Source organism: Pricia mediterranea (assembly GCF_032248455.1).
Classification (GTDB): domain Bacteria; phylum Bacteroidota; class Bacteroidia; order Flavobacteriales; family Flavobacteriaceae; genus Pricia; species Pricia mediterranea.
Genome location: NZ_JAVTTP010000001.1, coordinates 3523079 through 3541529, shown reverse-complemented (window position 1 = coordinate 3541529; position 18451 = coordinate 3523079). Strand labels below are relative to the sequence as shown.

14 protein-coding genes and 1 pseudogene are annotated in these 18451 nt (G+C 46.3%); 10 read left to right on the top strand and 5 right to left on the bottom strand.

Annotated features, from left to right (window positions below):
- The first annotated feature begins 56 nt into the window (after positions 1 to 56).
- The 9 genes and pseudogenes from RQM65_RS14615 (at position 57) to RQM65_RS14570 (ending at position 9094) form a co-directional block, all read left to right on the top strand.
- A complete protein-coding gene (locus RQM65_RS14615) occupies positions 57 to 2030 on the top strand; it encodes a monovalent cation:proton antiporter family protein (protein WP_314016165.1) in 1974 nt (657 codons plus the stop codon).
- A gap of 93 nt (positions 2031 to 2123) precedes the next feature.
- A complete protein-coding gene (locus RQM65_RS14610; RefSeq protein WP_314016164.1) occupies positions 2124 to 2942 on the top strand; it encodes a universal stress protein in 819 nt (272 codons plus the stop codon).
- Between the two features lie 54 nt (positions 2943 to 2996).
- Positions 2997 to 3173 carry a hypothetical protein gene (locus RQM65_RS14605; RefSeq protein WP_314016163.1) on the top strand — a complete coding sequence of 59 codons (177 nt, stop codon included), beginning with the start codon at positions 2997 to 2999 and terminating at the stop codon, positions 3171 to 3173.
- An 11-nt stretch (positions 3174 to 3184) separates the two neighbouring features.
- Complete coding sequence (locus tag RQM65_RS14600) at positions 3185 to 3721, top strand: STAS domain-containing protein (RefSeq protein ID WP_314016162.1); 537 nt, start codon at positions 3185 to 3187, stop codon at positions 3719 to 3721.
- 30 nt (positions 3722 to 3751) lie between these two features.
- The gene (locus tag RQM65_RS14595) at positions 3752 to 4672 is read left to right on the top strand and encodes a pirin family protein (RefSeq protein WP_314016161.1); all 921 of its coding nucleotides are present in this window, start codon (positions 3752 to 3754) and stop codon (positions 4670 to 4672) included.
- A gap of 269 nt (positions 4673 to 4941) precedes the next feature.
- Positions 4942 to 6342, top strand: coding sequence for a TolC family protein (locus RQM65_RS14590; protein WP_314016160.1), 1401 nt, complete (start codon positions 4942 to 4944; stop codon positions 6340 to 6342).
- Complete coding sequence (locus RQM65_RS14585; protein WP_314016159.1) at positions 6332 to 7297, top strand: HlyD family secretion protein; 966 nt, start codon at positions 6332 to 6334, stop codon at positions 7295 to 7297. The genes RQM65_RS14590 and RQM65_RS14585 overlap by 11 nt, the downstream gene beginning before the upstream one ends.
- Before the next feature lie 6 nt (positions 7298 to 7303).
- Positions 7304 to 8461: pseudogene (locus RQM65_RS14580) on the top strand (ABC transporter permease).
- A 192-nt stretch (positions 8462 to 8653) separates the two neighbouring features.
- The gene (locus RQM65_RS14570; RefSeq protein ID WP_314016155.1) at positions 8654 to 9094 is read left to right on the top strand and encodes a universal stress protein; all 441 of its coding nucleotides are present in this window, start codon (positions 8654 to 8656) and stop codon (positions 9092 to 9094) included.
- Between the two features lie 173 nt (positions 9095 to 9267).
- Here the strand turns inward: RQM65_RS14570 and RQM65_RS14565 are convergent, their stop codons facing one another.
- The 4 genes from RQM65_RS14565 to RQM65_RS14550 all read right to left on the bottom strand — a co-directional run bounded on the left by RQM65_RS14565 (position 9268) and on the right by RQM65_RS14550 (position 15945).
- Positions 9268 to 10782: a catalase gene (locus RQM65_RS14565; protein WP_314016153.1), complete on the bottom strand. Its 1515-nt coding sequence runs from the start codon at positions 10780 to 10782 to the stop codon at positions 9268 to 9270.
- 184 nt (positions 10783 to 10966) lie between these two features.
- Complete coding sequence (locus RQM65_RS14560) at positions 10967 to 13582, bottom strand: sodium:solute symporter family protein (protein WP_314016151.1); 2616 nt, start codon at positions 13580 to 13582, stop codon at positions 10967 to 10969.
- 6 nt (positions 13583 to 13588) lie between these two features.
- Positions 13589 to 14710, bottom strand: a complete 1122-nt coding sequence (locus tag RQM65_RS14555; protein ID WP_314016149.1) for a sialidase family protein — start codon at positions 14708 to 14710, stop codon at positions 13589 to 13591.
- Positions 14711 to 14778: 68 nt separating this feature from the next.
- Positions 14779 to 15945: a n-acyl-d-glucosamine 2-epimerase gene (locus RQM65_RS14550; protein WP_314016148.1), complete on the bottom strand. Its 1167-nt coding sequence runs from the start codon at positions 15943 to 15945 to the stop codon at positions 14779 to 14781.
- Positions 15946 to 16141: 196 nt separating this feature from the next.
- Here RQM65_RS14550 and RQM65_RS14545 point away from each other — a divergent pair, with 196 nt between their 5' ends.
- Entirely contained in the window at positions 16142 to 16888 is a 747-nt protein-coding gene (locus tag RQM65_RS14545; RefSeq protein WP_314016146.1) for a FadR/GntR family transcriptional regulator, read from the top strand.
- A gap of 50 nt (positions 16889 to 16938) precedes the next feature.
- Here the strand turns inward: RQM65_RS14545 and RQM65_RS14540 are convergent, their stop codons facing one another.
- Positions 16939 to 18441: a RagB/SusD family nutrient uptake outer membrane protein gene (locus RQM65_RS14540; RefSeq protein WP_314016144.1), complete on the bottom strand. Its 1503-nt coding sequence runs from the start codon at positions 18439 to 18441 to the stop codon at positions 16939 to 16941.
- Positions 18442 to 18451: the final 10 nt, after the last annotated feature.

Below are 18451 nucleotides of genomic sequence, written 5' to 3'. Positions count from 1 at the left end.
GACAGGAGAGCATACCGCAAAAGAAACTGAACCAACTACAAGAATAACCGACACATATGCCATTATTACAAGACATCCTTATCCTTCTAGGTTTTTCAGTGGTAATCGTTTTTGTGCTGCAGCGGTTAAAACTTCCTTCCATAATCGGCTTCCTGTTGACCGGTGTCATTATAGGGCCGTACGGCCTAAGTCTCATCAAGGCCGTAGAACAGGTAGAGATCCTATCGGAAGTCGGTGTAATCCTGTTACTTTTTGTTATTGGGATGGAATTATCGATCAAACAGTTGGTCTCCATTAAAAAAACGGTTTTTATAGGTGGCTTTTTACAGGTAGGACTAACCGTAGGTGTTGCCGGTCTTGTTTATTATCTATTAGGAAATTCTTGGAACGAGTCTGTATTCGTCGGCTTTCTATTTTCCTTATCAAGTACCGCAATCGTTTTAAAAACATTACAAGATCGTCAAGAAATTTCTGCTCCGCATGCAAGAAATGCATTGGCGATCCTGATTTTTCAGGACATCATAGTAGTGCCTATGATGCTGGTTACCCCGATGATCGCTGGAGAATCCAGTGATGTAGCCACCGATATTTTAATGTTATTGGTAAAATCGGCCATTGTCGTGGTACTCACATATATCAGTGCCCGGTACGTCGTACCTAGATTGATGCATGCTGTGGCAAAGACGAACAGTAAAGAACTTTTTCTCCTGGTCACCATTACCCTATGTTTTGCGATTGCCTTTCTAACGGCAGAAATAGGACTATCGTTGGCACTCGGTGCTTTTATTGCCGGCCTTATTATATCGGAATCGGAATATAGCCATCAGGCTACCAGTATCATCCTTCCTTTTCGGGAACTTTTTACAAGCTTCTTTTTTGTCTCTGTCGGCATGTTGCTTGATTTGAGTTTTTTTCTGAACAATATTCCTATCATCCTACTTTTGGTATTGATCGTCCTGATACTAAAATCATCTGTCGTGGCCATTGCGGTCGCCCTTCTGAAATATCCGACCAAAACTGCATTGTTAACGGGCCTGGCGCTTTTTCAGGTGGGGGAATTTGCTTTTGTCCTTTCTAAAATAGGTATCGGGTACGATCTTTTAACGCCAGAGACCAACCAGTACTTTCTGTCCGTTTCGATTGTGTCTATGTTATTAACTCCATTTGTCATTATTTTTTCGGAGAATATATCCAATAAGGTTTTAGGGGTCAAAAGAAAGTTAGGGCTAAAAAGGGACCTAGATCCAAGCGATATCGAAGAAGTTGTCGATGCCACTTTAGAAAATCATTTAGTGATTATCGGGTACGGAATAAATGGAAGCAATTTGGCTAAGGCGGCCACGGCTAATAACATTCCTTTTATAGTAATTGAGACGAACGCTGAAATAGTAAAGCGGGAAAAGGCAAAAGGTTTACCCATCATTTTTGGGGATGCGACAAATGACCATATTCTTGAGACCGTCCATCTGTCAAGGGCCCGAGCGGCCGTTATTGCCATTTCTGGAGGTAGTGACACTCAAAACATCATTAAAAAAATACGATCCATCTCCGATTCATTATATTTAGTGGTAAGGACGAGATATGTTAAACAGACTTCTGAATTATTGGCCTTGGGCGCTGATGAGGTGATTCCCGAGGAATTTGAAACATCCATACAGATATTTGAACATATCCTGCACAATTTTCTTGTACCTGAAGACGATATCGTTCAGCTTATCCATAAGGTGAGGGCCGACAATTACCAAATGTTCAAGGGAGAATTAAAGCGGCCGAAAACCTATAGGACCAGCGAGCTGGCGGATTTCAATATCAAAAGCCTGCGCATGAGTTCGGACAGTAACAAGTTCTTGGGAAAACCTTTAAGGGAACTGGATCTAAGGGGAAGGTACGGCATCAATATATTGGCCATTAAAAGAAAGGATAAATTGCTGGAAAGTGTACAGCCTGACGAGGTACTTCACCAAGGAGACATCATTTATATTCAGGGAAAACAGAGTAAAGTAGAGGAATTTCATCAACTTATAGCCTAAAACAACAGGGTAGCAGGTATCCATGAGTGTGGCCATAATCTTGCCGGATGCTATCGTCCATACAGCCTGAAAAACGCAATACAATCTTTAGAAATGAACAAACGGTTTATAGTACTCATTGACTTTTCGGAGTATTCGAGCAATCTGATAAAGTATGCTTGCGATTGGAGCAAAGAAGCAAATGCGAAGATTCTTTTGCATCATCAGACCCATGAGTTTTTACCGGCATTTGCAGAGGAGGAAGCTAGGGAATATATTGTTCGGCAAGCTAATGACAAAGCACTTGAAAAACTGAAAGCACTTGCAAGCGACCTCATTCCGGATACTATAGAGGTGTCCTTTTATGTTTCTGAAAATGATTTCCAGCATACGTTGCCCCAGCTATTGGTAGAACCTTTTGAAAATCTAATTTTTCTAGGTCTGAAAGGTACGGGAATGCTAAAGAAATTATTTCTTGGGAGCGTCGCTCTTCAAATCATAGGAAACACTGACAACACGGTGGTTGCTATGCCTAAAGGAATCGATTCTTTTTCGCACGAAAAAATTTTCGTGGCAGTAGGCGAAAACAAAGTGTTGAACGTACAGCAATTGGACAATTTTCTAAAGTTCATCCACCACCAGAATACTAGTATAACATTTTTCCATTTGGCGAAACCGAATGAGGACACTACCCGTATTAAAGAACAGTTACAGCATCTCTCGGAAACATATGCCGACAGGTTTACTACAGACTTTGCTATTTACGAAGCCAATAATCGAATAGACGGTATAAAGGGAGTAATTAACAACAAGATTGATGAAATACTGATCGTTCAAAAAGGCTCGCGTATTTTAACCGATCAACTATTTAGGCGATTTTTGATTAACGAATTGGTGTACGAAGGTCAAACCCCTTTGGTTGTTTTACCTTGAGAACGGCTGCAGCAACTTTCGGATATCTCTGGCACCTCACAAGAATTTATACGTGTGAAAAATACGGAATTTACACCTAAGCTGGTTTCGCTGCTCAAGGAGGGCATAGGCAGAAAACAAATTACGAAAGACGTTTTATCGGGAATTATTGTAGGTATTGTAGCCCTTCCCTTGGCAATAGCGTTCGCCATTGCATCGGGGGCGAATGGCGCCAGTTTAGGGAGTTGCTGAAAGGTAATTTAATGGATATCATCGTACTCCTGACCACCTTCTTCCTGACCGTATTTTTCGATTTGATCTTGGCCATCGAGATAGGTATGATCCTATCGAGCTTTCTTTTTATGAAACGAATGAGCGAAGCGACAACCATCAACGATGCGGAAAACCTTTTTGCGGAATCAGCCTCAAACGGTGAAACAATGTTTGAAGAAGAGTTACCCTACATCCCTATAGATACCATGCTGTATGAGATAAACGGACCCTTGTTTTTCGGGGCATCTCAAAAATTTCAGGATGTACTGACAGAACTGAAACAGAAGCCCAAGGTGCTAATCATTAGAATGAGACACGTTCCCTTTATCGACGCTACCGCAATGAACAGTTTAAAAGAATTTCATCATAAGCTACAGTCGTCCGGAACAGGTATTATTCTTTCGGGTGTAAACCCTCAGGTAAAAGAAGAATTGCATAAATCCGGACCTTATTCAATACTTGGAGAAAATAATATACTTGAAAACATACATAAAGCTATCTTAAGGGCTGAAGAGGTGTCGAAGTAATTCCACCGAAATCACAAATAAAAAAATTCTATGCCAGAACTTATTATAGATGCCCGAGAAGCCGCCATCAGTTCCCATTTAAGCGTAAAGCGTATCCTTCCCTTTAGACAAAGAAGAATGGTAGGCCCTTTTATTTTTATGGACCACGCAGGCCCTACAAGCAATTTTCCATCCGAAATCACCTCGATGGACGTGTTGCCGCATCCTCATATCGGCCTCTCTACGGTAACCTATCTGTTCAGTGGCAACGTTACCCACCGCGATAGTCTAGGGGTCGAGCAAATTATTCATCCAGGAGAAGTAAACTGGATGACGGCGGGAAAGGGCATTTCCCATTCCGAGCGTTTTGAAGACCCCGAACTTTTGGAGAAAGGCGGTCTGGAAATGCTGCAGACTTGGGTGGCCCTGCCGGAATCAGTGGAAGAGAGCGACCCCACCTTTGTGAATTACAAACCGGACCAGCTGCCAGTTTACACCGACACGGGTGTCTGGATGCGTTTAATTGCTGGCAATGCCTACGGATTAAAGAACGATGTAAGCGTTTATTCCCCTCTGTTTTACCTGCACGTAATACTGGAAACAGGTGCAAAGATTGATTTGCCCGGGGAGCATTCCGAAAGAGCTATTTATATCACAAACGGAAATTTGGAACTATCGGGAAGAACCTATTCCAACGGCCAAATGATTGTCTTTTCAAAAAACGAAGCGGCAACTGTTCGAGCCAAAACAAATACCGAATTGATGATTTTGGGCGGAGAACCCCTGGGCGAACGATTTATCTGGTGGAACTTCGTCTCTTCGAGCAAAGAACGTATCGAGCAAGCCAAGAACGATTGGAAAACCGGGAAAATCATACTGCCCCCCAATGATAATAAGGAATTTGTTCCGCTTCCGGAAAACCGATTTAAGCCTGCAAGTAGCGATGTGCCGCCCCCGGAGCCGCTTTCGTGAGGATTCTTGACAGAGACGACAATGATGGTCGAGCGGTGACGGATCGATTGTTGCCCCATAAGTTTCTATCTTAGAAAATGCATTTGATTCTGGGATTGCCTTCGGCGTTCATCCAAAACGGCTAGGGAAACGGTCTAACAACCCCCGGAATTCCCGACCCGCTAAAAGAATTTTCTTTAAAGTCGGTTTTGAATGGGGCGGTGAGGATTTTTTCAATAGGAGATGTGTAATCTACTTTAGTTTCACAGACTTTCTTAAACGAGGTTGACATGAATAAAATGATACGCTTGTTGAGTTTTGGTGCACTACTTTTAGTGAGCGTACCACTGAACGGCCAAAGTTTTATAGAAGAAATCTTAAAAGTCCCCATCAAAAGGGCGATGGATAAAAGCGCCGACGTACGTGTGCAGGAAATGCAAGGTGAGGGTACCCAATGGGAAATGGAAGCCATTAAAGGCAAAAGATTGCCTCAGGTTTCCCTTACGGGGGGGTATGGTTTTATGTACTCCCGATTAAGCCCCAAGTTTCCTACTCAATATCTGCCTATCAGCGGTACTCCGTTTTTGGAAGACCCCCTGGTTTCCAATTTTCAGACCCAAGTTTTTCTAGGAAGTCTTTCTGCACGGCAAGTTATTTTTGCGGGAAACCAAATTAACAGCGGTGTCCGGGCATTGGAAGAAAAACAAAAGGCCGAACGTTTGCTGGCAGAAGCCGGCAGGGAGGAAATCGCAAAGGAAGTCATCACGACTTTCGATCAATTGATGCTGTTAAGTGAAGTGGACAAATTGATCGAAGATTCGGGGAAAAGACTTGAGTCAGAGCATAAAAAGGTAGTAAAAGGAATCGCAAACGGTTTGGCCATCCCCTATGATCGAGATAAAATAAAATTGGCGATGCTGGAATTGGAAGAGAAAAAACTGGAAGCTCAAGGAAATAGAAACGTCCTGCTTGCCAAGCTGGAATATCTTACCCAAATGACAAAGAGCGAATTGGAATCCATTGAATATGAGTTACAGACTTTTTCATTGAGCCAAGTGTTCCCAACCCCAGAAAACCGGGCAGAATTGAAGGCCTTGGAAGCAGGGAAAAAAGCAAAGGAGTTTGCCTATCAAAAAGAAAAGGGCGCTTATTTTCCCACGATTTTCGCCTTTGGAAACCTGGCCTATTTAAATGCCTTTGACTCGAGTATCAAATTCAGGGATGTACCCATTTCCGGGGATGTGACCTTAGAGGCGGAGCACATCAGAATGGAACCCGCTGCAGCGGTAGGAGTAGGAATGAAGTGGGATGTGTTTAAAGGAGGGACACACCGCAAGAATGTAAAAAAGGCGGCGATAGAAGTCGAAATAAGTGAGACCAAATTAAAGGATACCCGAGAGAAGTTCGAACTGTTGTTATTCAAGAACAGATCTGATCTTAAGTCCGCGGAACAAAAGGTCTTGGTAGCTGAACAGCGGGTCAAGATAGCCGAAAACAATTTGCAGCTGGCATCCCGGCAATACCGCGCCGGTTTAGTCGATATGACAGAACGCCTGGCTTCGGAAAATGATTTTTATAAAGTGAACTTGAACTATCACAACCAAATTCTCGATCAGCGGACCGCTGTTCTGGAACTTCTACTGGCTACCGGGGAATTATCGGATAAAATTTATAACGGATATGGAAATTAAGAATATAGTACCCTTCGTAATCTTGTTGATTTCGGCCTCTTGTTCGGACAAAAAAATCGACCCCGCTTTTATGGGGAAGATCGAAAGGGACCAAATTTCAGTGGTAACCAAAGTGCCCGGGACAATAGAACGGATATTGGTCAACAATGGCGACTACGCCAAGAAAGGGGACACCTTGGCTATCTTGGACATCCCCGAAGTGGACGCCAAAAAACAACAGGCAGAAGGAGCTTTACAGTCGGCGGAGGCACAGTATCAGATGGCAATCAAGGGAGCCACCGAGGGCCAATTAAGGCAATTGCAGAACAAAGTAAGCGGACTCAAGGAGCAATTTGAATTTGCGAAAAAATCGTTGGTCAGATTAAACGGCATGGTGCAGGATAGTCTTGTACCCCAGCAACAGTTCGACGAAGTGTATGCGAAATACCAAGGCGCAAAAAACCAGTATGAGGCCGCCAAAACCGAATTGGAAGAGGCGCGGACCGGTAGCCGACAAGAGCAACAGGCCATGGCTTTAGGTCAGCAACGGCAAGCTTCGGGGGCAATCTCGGAGGTGGGCGCCGCGGAACGGGAAAAATATATGCTTGCGCCACAGGATATGACCGTGGAGACCGTCAACTTAAAAACGGGGGAACTGGCCTTGCCCGGATATCCCGTTTTTAGCGGGTATATCGACCATTCGGTCTATTTTAGGTTTACCATTCCGGAAGGTCAATTGGGCGAGGTCAAGCCTGGCGAAAAAATAAAGGTAAAGGTGCTCTATAAAGATGCGCCGCTTATCGACGGCGAAGTGAGCACCGTAAAGGCGCTGAGTTCGTACGCCAACATTGCTACCGCGTATCCCGATTTTGATATGCAACAAGCCTTATTTGAAGTAGAAGTACGCCCCACAGCACCAGAAAAGACGAGAGATTTGATCACCAAGGCCTCTGTTTCCCTAGAACTTGACAAATAAAGCAACGTGAAGAAATTTGTACACTTGATAAAAAGGGAATTCAGGCTATTTTTTAGCAATAGCGTACTGCGACTTTTATTTATCGGTGCCCCCATTTTATACGGTGTTCTCATCGGGGCCGTATATCAAAAAGGAAAAATAACGGACCTCCCCATTATTGTGGTCGATCAAGATCATAGTCCGATGAGCACTACGTTTATCGATATGCTCGAGGAAATCGAAAGTATCGAAGTAGCCGCCGTACTACCCGCCATGAACGGCGCCAAGGATAGGGCGATCGATGAAGAAGCTACCGTCATCGTAAACATACCGATCGGATTTACGTCCGGAATCCAACAAAATCGATTGACCGAGATCACCCTTTTTGTGGATGCTTCGAACACCTTGACCTCCAACACGGCACTCATGGCGGTCAATGCTGTCGCCATGACAATGAAAGCGGGCATTCAGATAGAATCCCAGATGAAACAGGGAGTTCCGGAATATGTGGCCGCCCAAAACTATGAACCGTTCAAGACCACGATCATCAAACAGAGTATCAGAAGCGGCAACTATTTGTACTTTATGCTGCCCGGGGTCTTGTTAACGGTTTTCCAACAGGTCTTGCTATTGGGATTGGCCCTCACCTTTGCCGCTGAATATGAAAACGGCACGTTCAGGGAATTGGTTCGAAAAATGCCAAATGCACTTGGAATGCTAGCCGTAAAAATTATACCCTATATGATTATGTCCGTTGGAATACTCCTATTGTACTGGGGCTTTTCCAGATATTTCAATATGGTCATTAGCGGTGCCTTTTGGGGATTTTCGCTGAGTACGTTCGTCTTTATCCTTGCCGTTTGCGGAATAGGGGTTTTGGTAAGTATTGTCTTGCCCAATTAATTGAAAGCTACGGAAGTATTAATGGTCGTGGCTACGCCAAGTTTTATCCTTAGCGGATTTACCTGGCCCCTGAGTCAAATGCCTACTTGGGTACAATTTATAGCCGATTTGATCCCATTAACGCATTATTTGAAAACCTTCAGATTGCTGTACCTCAATCACTCCGGAATTTCCCATATTTATGGGCCCTTACTCGCAATGGGTGTTATTGCCATCATTTGTTTGACCCTATCGGCAGTAATTCTGCATTTTAAGATTAGGAAAATAACAAGGGATGTGTGAGAACACCCTGAGGAGCCAAATTCCCCTTTTCCAGAAGTAAAAGAATTCTTATGATAAACACGATATCTAAAATACCATTGTTGAGACAACTCCTATAAACCATAAATCTAAGCTGCTATTTAGTAGATCAAAAGTCAATCTCGAAAAGACATGTTTTTTACTTAGCTTTGAATTCCATTAATCTTAAATTTTATGAAGAACATACTCGTGGCGGTCGACCGACCAAAAAATGCAGATCAGTTAATAGCCTATGCTGTCAAAATCGCCAAGCTCACAGATGCGAAAATTTGGATTATACACGTGACGGCAGACAATCCGAAAGATTTTCTGGCTCGTGAGGCCGGTCCTCAGTATGTTTACAATAAGAGAGACGAGGAACACAAGAAAGAAGCCGCCTTTCTTGAACAATTGGCACAGCAGACCATAGAAAAATACGATGTTTCCGCTAAAGGCTGCTTAATTAAGGGGCCGGTCATCAAATCGCTCACAGAAATCGTTAAAGCGCACAATATTGACCTTGTTGTGGCCGGGCATAAAAGAAAACATTTGGTTTACGGATTGTTTACCGAAAACAAGAAACGGGATTTGATCGATGAACTGAAAATTCCTTTATTGGCCGTTCCGTTGGTCTAATCGGCCAACCACAACGGTCGTCCAATGACAACAGATCGTAACTATTAGCTATTATAACGATTGTCGCCAATACCTACGATCTGATTGTTTGTACTTGAACCTGCCCAAGTATGTTCGATTCGCTTCCATCAATTCCTTCGGCTCATCCCAAACTTGGTGATTTTTCGGAAAACCTATCCTTTGGTAGGCTTTGGTGCCCACTTATTATAGGGAGTCATGTCGAAGTTATTGACTTCGTCCATAGTTAGGTCAAGCGCTTTTGCAACTCCTTCCCCATATTCGGGGTCTGCCTTAAAGCAGTTTCTGATATGGCGGACCTGAATGAATTTGTCGGCACCCCCTACTTGAGCCGCCGTATTCTTGAACAATAGATCCGCCTTGCCGTCGGCCTTGATAATGCGGAACAAATCCCCAGGCTGCGTGAAATAATCTTCGTCGTCGTCCCTGAAATTGTGTGCATAAGCGGTACCCTCCAATTCCAAGGGCGGTTCTTTTGCCCTGGGCTGTTCCTGCCATTCCCCATAACTGTTGGGTTCATAATGTTTGGTCGCACCGTAATTGCCATCGACACGCATGGCCCCGTCACGATGGTATGCGTGATAGGGACAAGTGGGTTTGTTCACGGGGATTTGATAGTGGTTGACCCCCAGCCTGTATCGCTGTGCATCCCCATAGGAAAACAATCTTCCCTGCAGCATTTTGTCCGGGGAGAACCCGATTCCGGGGACGATGTTCGTAGGGTCGAAGGCGGCCTGCTCCACATCCTGAAAATAATTTTCCGGATTCCGGTTCAGTTCGAATTCCCCGACGGGAATAAGCGGAAAATCCTTTTTTGACCACACCTTGGTCAGATCAAAAGGATGGAAACGGTAGGTCTTCGCCTCCTCTTCCGTCATAACTTGGACGAACATTTTCCACTTTGGGAAATCCTCTTTTTCAATGGCATCAAAAAGATCCCTTTGCGATGATTCACGGTCAATGCCCACTAATTCCACAGCCTCTTTATCCGTAAGATTCTCGATTCCCTGTTGGGTAATGAAATGGAACTTCACCCAGTGTCTTACATTCTCCTTGTTTATAAAACTGAAGGTATGGCTTCCAAAACCGTGCATATGTCGGTACCCTCTGGGAATGCCTCTATCGCTCATTACTATGGTCACCTGGTGCAGGGCTTCGGGGAGCAGCGTCCAGAAATCCCAGTTGTTGTTGGGGCTCCGTAAATTGGTTTTTGGATCACGTTTTACGGCGTGGTTCAGGTCCGGGAACTTCATCGGGTCCCGAAAGAAAAATACCGGGGTATTGTTTCCGACCAGGTCCCAGATTCCTTCCTCGGTATAGAACTTCAGTGCAAAGCCCCGGATATCCCTTTCGGCATCCGCGGCCCCCCTTTCGCCGGCAACCGTGGAAAAGCGGCTGAACATTTCGGTCTTTTTCCCCACTTCACTAAATATTTTGGCCTTGGTGTATTGCGTGATGTCATGCGTTACAGTGAACGTGCCGAAAGCCCCTGAGCCTTTCGCGTGCATTCTTCTTTCAGGGATTACCTCTCGGTCGAAGTTTGCCATTTTTTCAAGAAACCAGGCATCCTGCATTAACATGGGTCCGCGCGGACCGGCTGTTTGTACATTTTGGTTGTCCCCAACTGGCGCCCCGGTCCGTCTGGTGAGTTTTGAGTCTTTTTCCTTCATTTCATTTCGTCTTTTAATCGGTTGTACAATAAGTGAATGAAGTTACATAATTCCAGTAACTTAGCGCACATGGTAAAGTGTTAAATAGCAGTTTGAAAGTCACCGAACCTGGGCCATTACTAATGAAAGCCTCAGCGTCCGACCCGAAATTAAGTATGGGTTATATAAGTCAATATAACGTCCCTTAGGAATGAGCCACCTTCCTATCCTTGAAAATCAAGCTAAAGACGTATCCGAAAATAAAACAGGAGGCGACCCCGAAAAACGCGTACATCAAAAAGCTGATCTCGGTAAAAACGCTAATGTACCAGATCAGGATGGCGCTGGCTACCAGGCCCATTAATGTTCCGGTGGCGTTGGCCTTTTTGGTCAGCATCCCCAAAAGGAACATGCCGCCCAGCCCCCCGGTAAACAGTCCGAGATAGCGATAGAATTGGTCCCAGAGCGATTTGATGTTGGAGTTCGCCATCCACAGTGCCAATAGTATTCCGACGATTCCCGTAAGTATGGTCACGATCCTTGCTATCCGCAGCATTTTGGTGTCCTTGGTCCGGGACCTGAAGTGTTGATGGAAATCGTTGCAATAGGCGGTGGATACGGAATTGAGACTACTGCTGATGCTTGACATGGCCGCGGAGAATATTCCAGCCACCAGAAGGCCCGAAACGCCTATAGGCAATTCCCGCACTATAAACCACGGGAAAATGGAATCGTTATTGGAGATTGCCGGGGAAAGGGCGTTGGGCATTTCGGTATAAAAGATAAACAAGAGGGTTCCTATACCGAAAAATATGATGGTGGCCGGAAGGGTGAGAACGGCGTTCGTATAGAGCGTTTTTTGGGAATCCTTGACGCTTGAACTCGTCAGATAACGCTGTACGATGGTCTGATCGGTACCCTGGGTGACCATGGCCGAGGCGAGCCCCCCGATAAAGACCACCCAGAAAGTGGATTCGGTAAAGTCAAGATCCATATTGGCGATATTGAACTTGTCGCGCTCCGAGGCATAGGTAATCATTTCGCCAAATGAGGTTTCCGTATAGATCATCATCCAAGCGACTGCCAGAATACTACCGCCGAGCAGCACGATGACCTGCAGAACATCGGTCCAGATGACCGCTTCGATGCCCCCGAAAGTGGTGTAGAGGATGCAGAGTACCCCCATGATCATAATACTGGTTTCCACCGGAATGCCCGTCACTATCGAAATGGCCAGCGAGGGCAGTAGCAGTACGATTCCGATCCGTCCCAGCTGAAAAAGGATAAAGGAAAGACTGCCGAAGGCGCGGGCCGCGTAATTAAAGCGGTTCTCCAGATATTCGTAGGCGGTTCGAATATGCAGTTTGTTAAAGAAGGGAATAAAGATAAACGCGATTACGGGCGTGATCAGAATGGCCGTAATGTTTAGAAAAAAGAAAGACCAATCCGTTATAAATGCCTTGGCGGGGATGGCCATAAAAGTAATGGCGCTCAGCAGGGTGCCGAAGACACTGAGGCCCGATGCCCACCACGGGATTCGCCCGCCACCTACGAAATAATCTTCGGTGGACTTTTGTTTACGTGCAAAATAGACCCCGATCAGAAGGGAAATCAGCAAGTAGAGGGCCAAAACGGTATAATTGATAATACCGAAGGGTTTGGTGGCATCGGCAATGGCATATGTCCGTACTTCGGGCGTACGGATGCCGGGGGAAACCTCCCCGGAAACAATGACAAAATCGTCGGCCTTTTTAAAGGATAACGCGGTCACCGGAATTGGGTCCGGCAAGGTATCGTACACATACCAGGTTTTGGTGATACTATTATAACCGAGGATTTCTTGGGAGAAACCGGGATGGGAATTTAAAAGGGCATCCCTTTCAGCAGTAAGGCTGGCCTGAATGGAATCGTTTTTTTCGCTGTCGAGTTGTAGCGCAATGTGCTCCAACCGGTCGAACAGCACTTCATCGGAACCGCCGTAAACCATGATGCCCATCGAGCCTATACTCTCGGCGGAAGCCCCCATCAAGACCCTGGGCTTTCCATTGATCGGTATCTCCCCTTCATTTTTCCAAAAATTATCCTGTAGGTCGTAGGATAGATAGGTGGTCAGAGGCTCCGATTTTTGGCCCGATAGCTGGTTACGCCCGCCGATAACAAACAGTTTTCTCGAATCTTTGGTTTCTTGGACGGCAATAGTATGCAACGCGCGGGGAGCACCGGGTAAATCCTCAAGTTTTTCCCATTTTTTGGGATTGTCCAAGCGCATCCGATAAAAGGAATTGACGCTCCTATCGGCGTTTTTACCGCCAACGACATACACATACCCCGCTTCGACCACGGCGGCGGTATAGGCCAAGGGCTCGGGCAGACTTGGAAACCTGGCAATCTCGACCTCCTCGGATGCCGGATCGTACCTTAACCTGAGCACTTGATCTTTCGCCGTAATGCCATCCTCCCCGCCGATGACCAAAATTCCCTCGGGAGTGGACACCGAAGCTCCATAAGCAAGGGGAAATGGCAACGATCGCCCGGCCAATTTCCACTGCCCGTCGTTCAGCACATAAATGCTGTCACTATATACTTTTTTGCCACCTTCCCAAGGTAGTCCGCTGGGAAAGTTGGCGCCCCCGGCAGCAATTACGGCCCCATTGTGCCACCCACCAACCATTCCCGCATATCCAAAGGAAACGGAGTCCTTCGCCTTTGCGGGAAGCTCGGGCACATCGATCAATCTGACTTTCGGAATCTCCTGGCCTCTCGATATCAATGCGAACAAAAGGAGGAATACACTGATTGCCGAATGAATACTGTTTCTCATTCCGTTTTAAGGTTTTTGATACTGGTCCGCCCCGTCCGTCAACCAGGCTAGGGAAAAGCTGGCGAATACATTCTCGGTATAGTCGTCCTTCTCAAAAAATACGGCGATATCTCCATTGTCCAGCACCGTAAGGGAAGAATAGGCGGCGCTGCCCCCGTATATTGTCTTGCCCTCCGACCATGTTTTTCCCTCGTCATAGCTAACGCGTACGGTGAGGTTGGTACGGTCGTCTTCTGAATTGGCATTGGCAAAAAGCAACCTGTTCTTATCGTAGCCATCCTCGGTGGAAGTGTATCGGATGATGCTTGCATTGCAGCCCGGGTCACTGAGTTGGGGTTCCGGCTCGGTGGTCCATGTCTTGCCTTCGTCCGAGGATATGTGCACATAGCGGATTCCTTTTTTGTCATTGACCCTGGCGTTGATCATCCACCTTCCGTCTTCGAGCTCGACAATTTTTGACTCGTCGGCGGGGGTGATGGGGGTATCGATGAAGTACCAGCTCTCGCCATGGTCGTCACTTCCAAATACGTGAAGACCCCGCTTTAGGTTGACCATGCAGTGTAGCAATTTACCGCCCCGGGTCTGTATGCCCCGGCCAGAGGTAATGAACTTAAAATCGTCGTGCCATTCCGGTTTTGCGATCTGATCGGTGATGTCTTCGGGTTCGCTCCAGGTTTTCCCGTTATCATCGCTCTTGACCACGTGGAGGTAGTAAACGTCCTTCTCGGTATCGAGGTTCATGAAATTATAGAACAAAAAGATCTCGTCGGTGGTTTCGTCCACGATAAAGGACGGGTCCGAGGCGGACTCGCCCAGCGGAAAATCGATTACGGTCTCGATGGGCGACCAGGTCTGGCCGTTGTCCGTGCTTCTGCGTAACACAATGTTGATATCATCGCTCCCGCGAAGGTCATTGCAAGATGGGATCCGTTCGTCGATGGCCGCGAGGACATCTCCATTAGATGCCGTAATCAGTGCGGGAATGCGATAGCAGGCTATTGAATCGTTGTCGGTCGCATTGAAAAGATCCTGATGGTTGATCAGGCCTTCCGCCATTTGGTGGACGTTTTTTTGGGCGGTTACGGAACAGGCGAAAAGTACTAAGGCTAATAAAGGATTTAGTTTCATAATCGTGGAATTAAAATGTATATATCTGTGGAAATTATCGGTTTTCGTATTTTTTTTATTGGGATGCATCAGGATGGTGTGATGGTTTCTATCCGTTCAAAGGTCTTCCAGCACTGGTACAGGGCACGCGGCACGTGAAAACAGCCTTTCCATTTCCCGCCTTTTAAGGTCAGATGGGGCGCTCCTTGTCGGTTGAGGTAGCCGAACCATTCCCCGTTCTCGGTGTCGGGAAAATGCGTCCATGAGTACTCATGCACCTTTTCGTACCAGTTCTTTATTTTATTTGTCGGATGGTGTTCGTAAGCTTTGGCCAAGGCGACCAAGGCTTCCAGGTGCACCCACCAAAGCTTTTGGTCGTGTTCCAATTGCTGGGGCGGATGGCCCTTAGCATCCATAAAATAAAGAATGCCCCCGAATTCGTTATCCCATCCGTACTCCAAAATTCGGATAATCGTATCGGTTGCCGTTCGGATAAGGTTTCGGTCTTTTTGCCGCACCCCGATATCGATCATAAACCACATCGCCTCGATGCCGTGCCCGGGATTGATAAGGCGGCCTTCGAAGCTATCGTGTAAAGATCCGTCGGAAAACAGGTTCTCAAAAATCAATCCGGAATCCTTTTTAAGAAAAACGCCCATGACCTCATTGACGCTGAAATCGATAGTCCGTTGTACTTCTTCCGGTTCTAGGATGTCTTCAAGTTCCAAGACTAGGTTGGAAAGGATCATGGGCAAGGCGAAGTTCTTCAATTGACGTTCCCCGGTGCTCTTCTCGTAGCTGCCTTTCGGATTGTCTTTTCGGCGCAAAATGTTACGGTAGGTGTTTCTGGCCAAGGTTCGAAATTCCCCATCCCCCGAGGCCTTGGCGTACTGGGCAAAGGCCATGGCGGCAAAGCAGTCGGAGAAAATATTATAAGGCTGCACCAGGGCCTTTCCATCTCGGGTCAGGGAGAAATAGAAGTTGCCCTCGGCATCCATGCCGTATTTCCTTAGGAATTCCGCTCCCGATTTTGCCATTTGCAGCCAGGAATCACGTTGTTCCACCTGGTTGTAAAGCATCGAAAACAGCCACACCTGGCGGCCTTGCAGCCAAACGAACTTGTCCGTATCGTACACTTTTCCGCTGCGGTCGAGACAGGTAAAGTACCCACCGTAACGGGAATCCGGCGAATTGCGTTCCCAAAAGGGAATCACATCGTCAAAAAGGGCTTTTTTAAAATGCTCCGAGTAAATCATTTCAAAATAATATGTATGACATAATACAAATCTAGGTAAATTTTACTTAACTTCGGAGGATGAAGGACAATTAATATAATCCGTCGGATAGGCTCGTTGGGGAAAATTAGTTATAGTTGTCCTAGATTGCTACTTTCTTTTGTAATTTTAAAACATTTTTTGGGTAAGCCCTTATTCACCACGTATCAAAATCATCATGAAAACGTTAAAAAAACTAAAGCCGGTAGATACAGGATCCCTAGTGGACAAGGTGGAGGTCCGCCTGCTCTCCTTTTTCAAGGATAACAATCTCAAGCCGGGGGATGCCATTCCCAAAGAGCTCGAATTCGCCGAATCACTGGGCGTAAGCAGGACCGTGGTTCGCGAAGCCCTACTCCGACTTAGGACCCTAGGGTTGATCGATTCCAGAAAACATAAGGGCATGACCCTGAAGCATCCCGATATCATCAACAACTTCGCACGTATATTGGACCCGACCCTTCTGGGCGAAAATACCTTAAAACAGCTGTTCGAACTCCGGCTCATTTTGGAGATGGGGATGGCGGACTTCCTTTTCGAACATAAGACCAAAAAGGATATGGACGAGCTGGAGGAAATCGTAGCTGCCGAGGAGGCTACCGATAGCGGAAAGATCAGGTTTACCCTTGACAAAGAGGTCGCTTTTCACGGAAAACTGTACCAAATGTCGAACAATACGACCCTACAGAAATTTCAGGACCTGTTGCTGCCCGTTTTTAACTACGTGTATCAAGAGGATACCAAGAGTACCGACCTTGACGACTATCATTTTTCGGGCGGGCGGTTCGTCAGCCATCGCATGTTATTTCAGAATCTGAAAGTCGGCACCCCCGATACTTTTAGAAATGCCATGCGCCGGCATTTGGAGCCCCACTTTGACCATACCTTCTCGAAAAAGGAAAGCAAGAAAAAAGGTCTTGGCTAACTCATCCAAGACCTTTTCGCAACTCAACTAACTCAAACAATATTCGAATTCTAGTTGTATCCGGGCGTCTGCTCCAGCATAGGATTTCTACCGATCATATCCAAGGTGATGGGCAACAACAGCTTGTATTCTTCCCCAGCGCTTAAAAAGGGTACGTTGTCGATGACATAGCTGTCTCCCGCCCGTCGTAGATCCCACCATCTTTTGCCTTCCGCTATAAACTCCTTATACCTTTCCTCGAGAATGGTTTCCGTATTCTGCGCTTCTGAACCCATTGTAAAACCATAGGTTGCAGCATCATAATTTTCGCCATACGCCCGCTCCCTGATCTGGTTAATTTCAACCGACGGATCCTCGCCCAATAAGTTCTTGGCTTCCGCCAACAGTAGTAGGACATCCGCATAGCGATAGATCGGAATATCGTTGTCCATAATTCGGATACTGCCATCTATGGTGCCATCGTATTTCTTGATTACGGACCCAAAATAGGGTCCGGGGGCGTAGTTGGGATACCCTGCACCGCCATTGTCGTCAGTATACAAGCGGGTAAAGGAGGATTTTTTACGGGTGTCAAGATTATCGTCGATAAGGATCAAGGTTTTTTCAGAAGGCCCATACCTGTTGGCGCCATTGACAATAAAGTCGGACATGGGATTGCCGTCACTGTTAAATTGAGGCTGTATTTCGGTTGTTCGTCCAGTCATTAGACCATAGTAGTTCAACGCTTCATCCTTTTCATATTGGGCGGCAAAGATAAATTCCTTGTTATTTTCGTTATCGACCGACCACAGATCGGCAAAATTGGGCACCAATTCTACATCCAGGGAAGCAACCTCCTGCAGGGCGTTTCTGGCTTCGGTGTAATCGGCATCGCCGCCTCCAAGCAAAGTCCCGGACCAAATATACACATCTCCCTTTAGGGCCAAAGTAGCTGCTTTGGACCAATAGACACGCTTGTTCAACCAAAAGGAGCCATCGGATCCAAAAGCATCCAGAGAGGCTTGGATGTCGGACTTTATTAATGCCATTACCTCTGATTGAGGGGCTCTCGGCTTGCTCAATCCTTGTGGGTCCGTAGTAGCTAAAGGTTCCGTGGAAATGGGTACCGCGCCCCATGTTTTTAATAACGTGTAATAATACATCGCCCTAATCCCATAAGCTTGTCCCAGCATATGTTGCTTATCCGCCTCACTATCGAATTCGATGTTCGGCACATTGAGCAGAAAATCGTTTACCTGATGGATTTCGTTATATAGCCCTGCCCAACCCCCAAAGGGTGCGGTCGACACGGTAAAGTTAGACTCGATAAGCTCTACATTGGCGGGCGACTCAAAAGTCTGGCCACCCCACATATCGCTTCGTATTCCACCCAGAAGCCACTGTGTGAAATTGGTACTCCTAAAAGAACCATACAAGCCTGTGTGGGCCGCCCGTGCTCCGTTTTCGGAATCCCAAAAGCCGGCAACCGTCAGTTCACTCGGAGCTTCAAGTTCCAGTTCCTTTTCACATGAGCCAAGAATCAATAAGGCTGTAACTAGATATAGATATTTCATGTCGAATCGT

Bases quoted from the DNA above. Each gene is read 5' to 3' on its own strand.
- RQM65_RS14615 (WP_314016165.1), top strand. From the start codon at position 57: ATGCCATTATTACAAGACATCCTTATCCTTCTAGGTTTTTCAGTGGTA.
- RQM65_RS14610 (WP_314016164.1), top strand. From the start codon at position 2,124: ATGAACAAACGGTTTATAGTACTCATTGACTTTTCGGAGTATTCGAGC.
- RQM65_RS14600 (WP_314016162.1), top strand. From the start codon at position 3,185: ATGGATATCATCGTACTCCTGACCACCTTCTTCCTGACCGTATTTTTC.
- RQM65_RS14595 (WP_314016161.1), top strand. From the start codon at position 3,752: ATGCCAGAACTTATTATAGATGCCCGAGAAGCCGCCATCAGTTCCCAT.
- RQM65_RS14590 (WP_314016160.1), top strand. From the start codon at position 4,942: ATGAATAAAATGATACGCTTGTTGAGTTTTGGTGCACTACTTTTAGTG.
- RQM65_RS14585 (WP_314016159.1), top strand. From the start codon at position 6,332: ATGGAAATTAAGAATATAGTACCCTTCGTAATCTTGTTGATTTCGGCC.
- RQM65_RS14570 (WP_314016155.1), top strand. From the start codon at position 8,654: ATGAAGAACATACTCGTGGCGGTCGACCGACCAAAAAATGCAGATCAG.
- RQM65_RS14565 (WP_314016153.1), bottom strand. From the start codon at position 10,782: ATGAAGGAAAAAGACTCAAAACTCACCAGACGGACCGGGGCGCCAGTT.
- RQM65_RS14560 (WP_314016151.1), bottom strand. From the start codon at position 13,582: ATGAGAAACAGTATTCATTCGGCAATCAGTGTATTCCTCCTTTTGTTC.
- RQM65_RS14555 (WP_314016149.1), bottom strand. From the start codon at position 14,710: ATGAAACTAAATCCTTTATTAGCCTTAGTACTTTTCGCCTGTTCCGTA.
- RQM65_RS14550 (WP_314016148.1), bottom strand. From the start codon at position 15,945: ATGATTTACTCGGAGCATTTTAAAAAAGCCCTTTTTGACGATGTGATT.
- RQM65_RS14545 (WP_314016146.1), top strand. From the start codon at position 16,142: ATGAAAACGTTAAAAAAACTAAAGCCGGTAGATACAGGATCCCTAGTG.
- RQM65_RS14540 (WP_314016144.1), bottom strand. From the start codon at position 18,441: ATGAAATATCTATATCTAGTTACAGCCTTATTGATTCTTGGCTCATGT.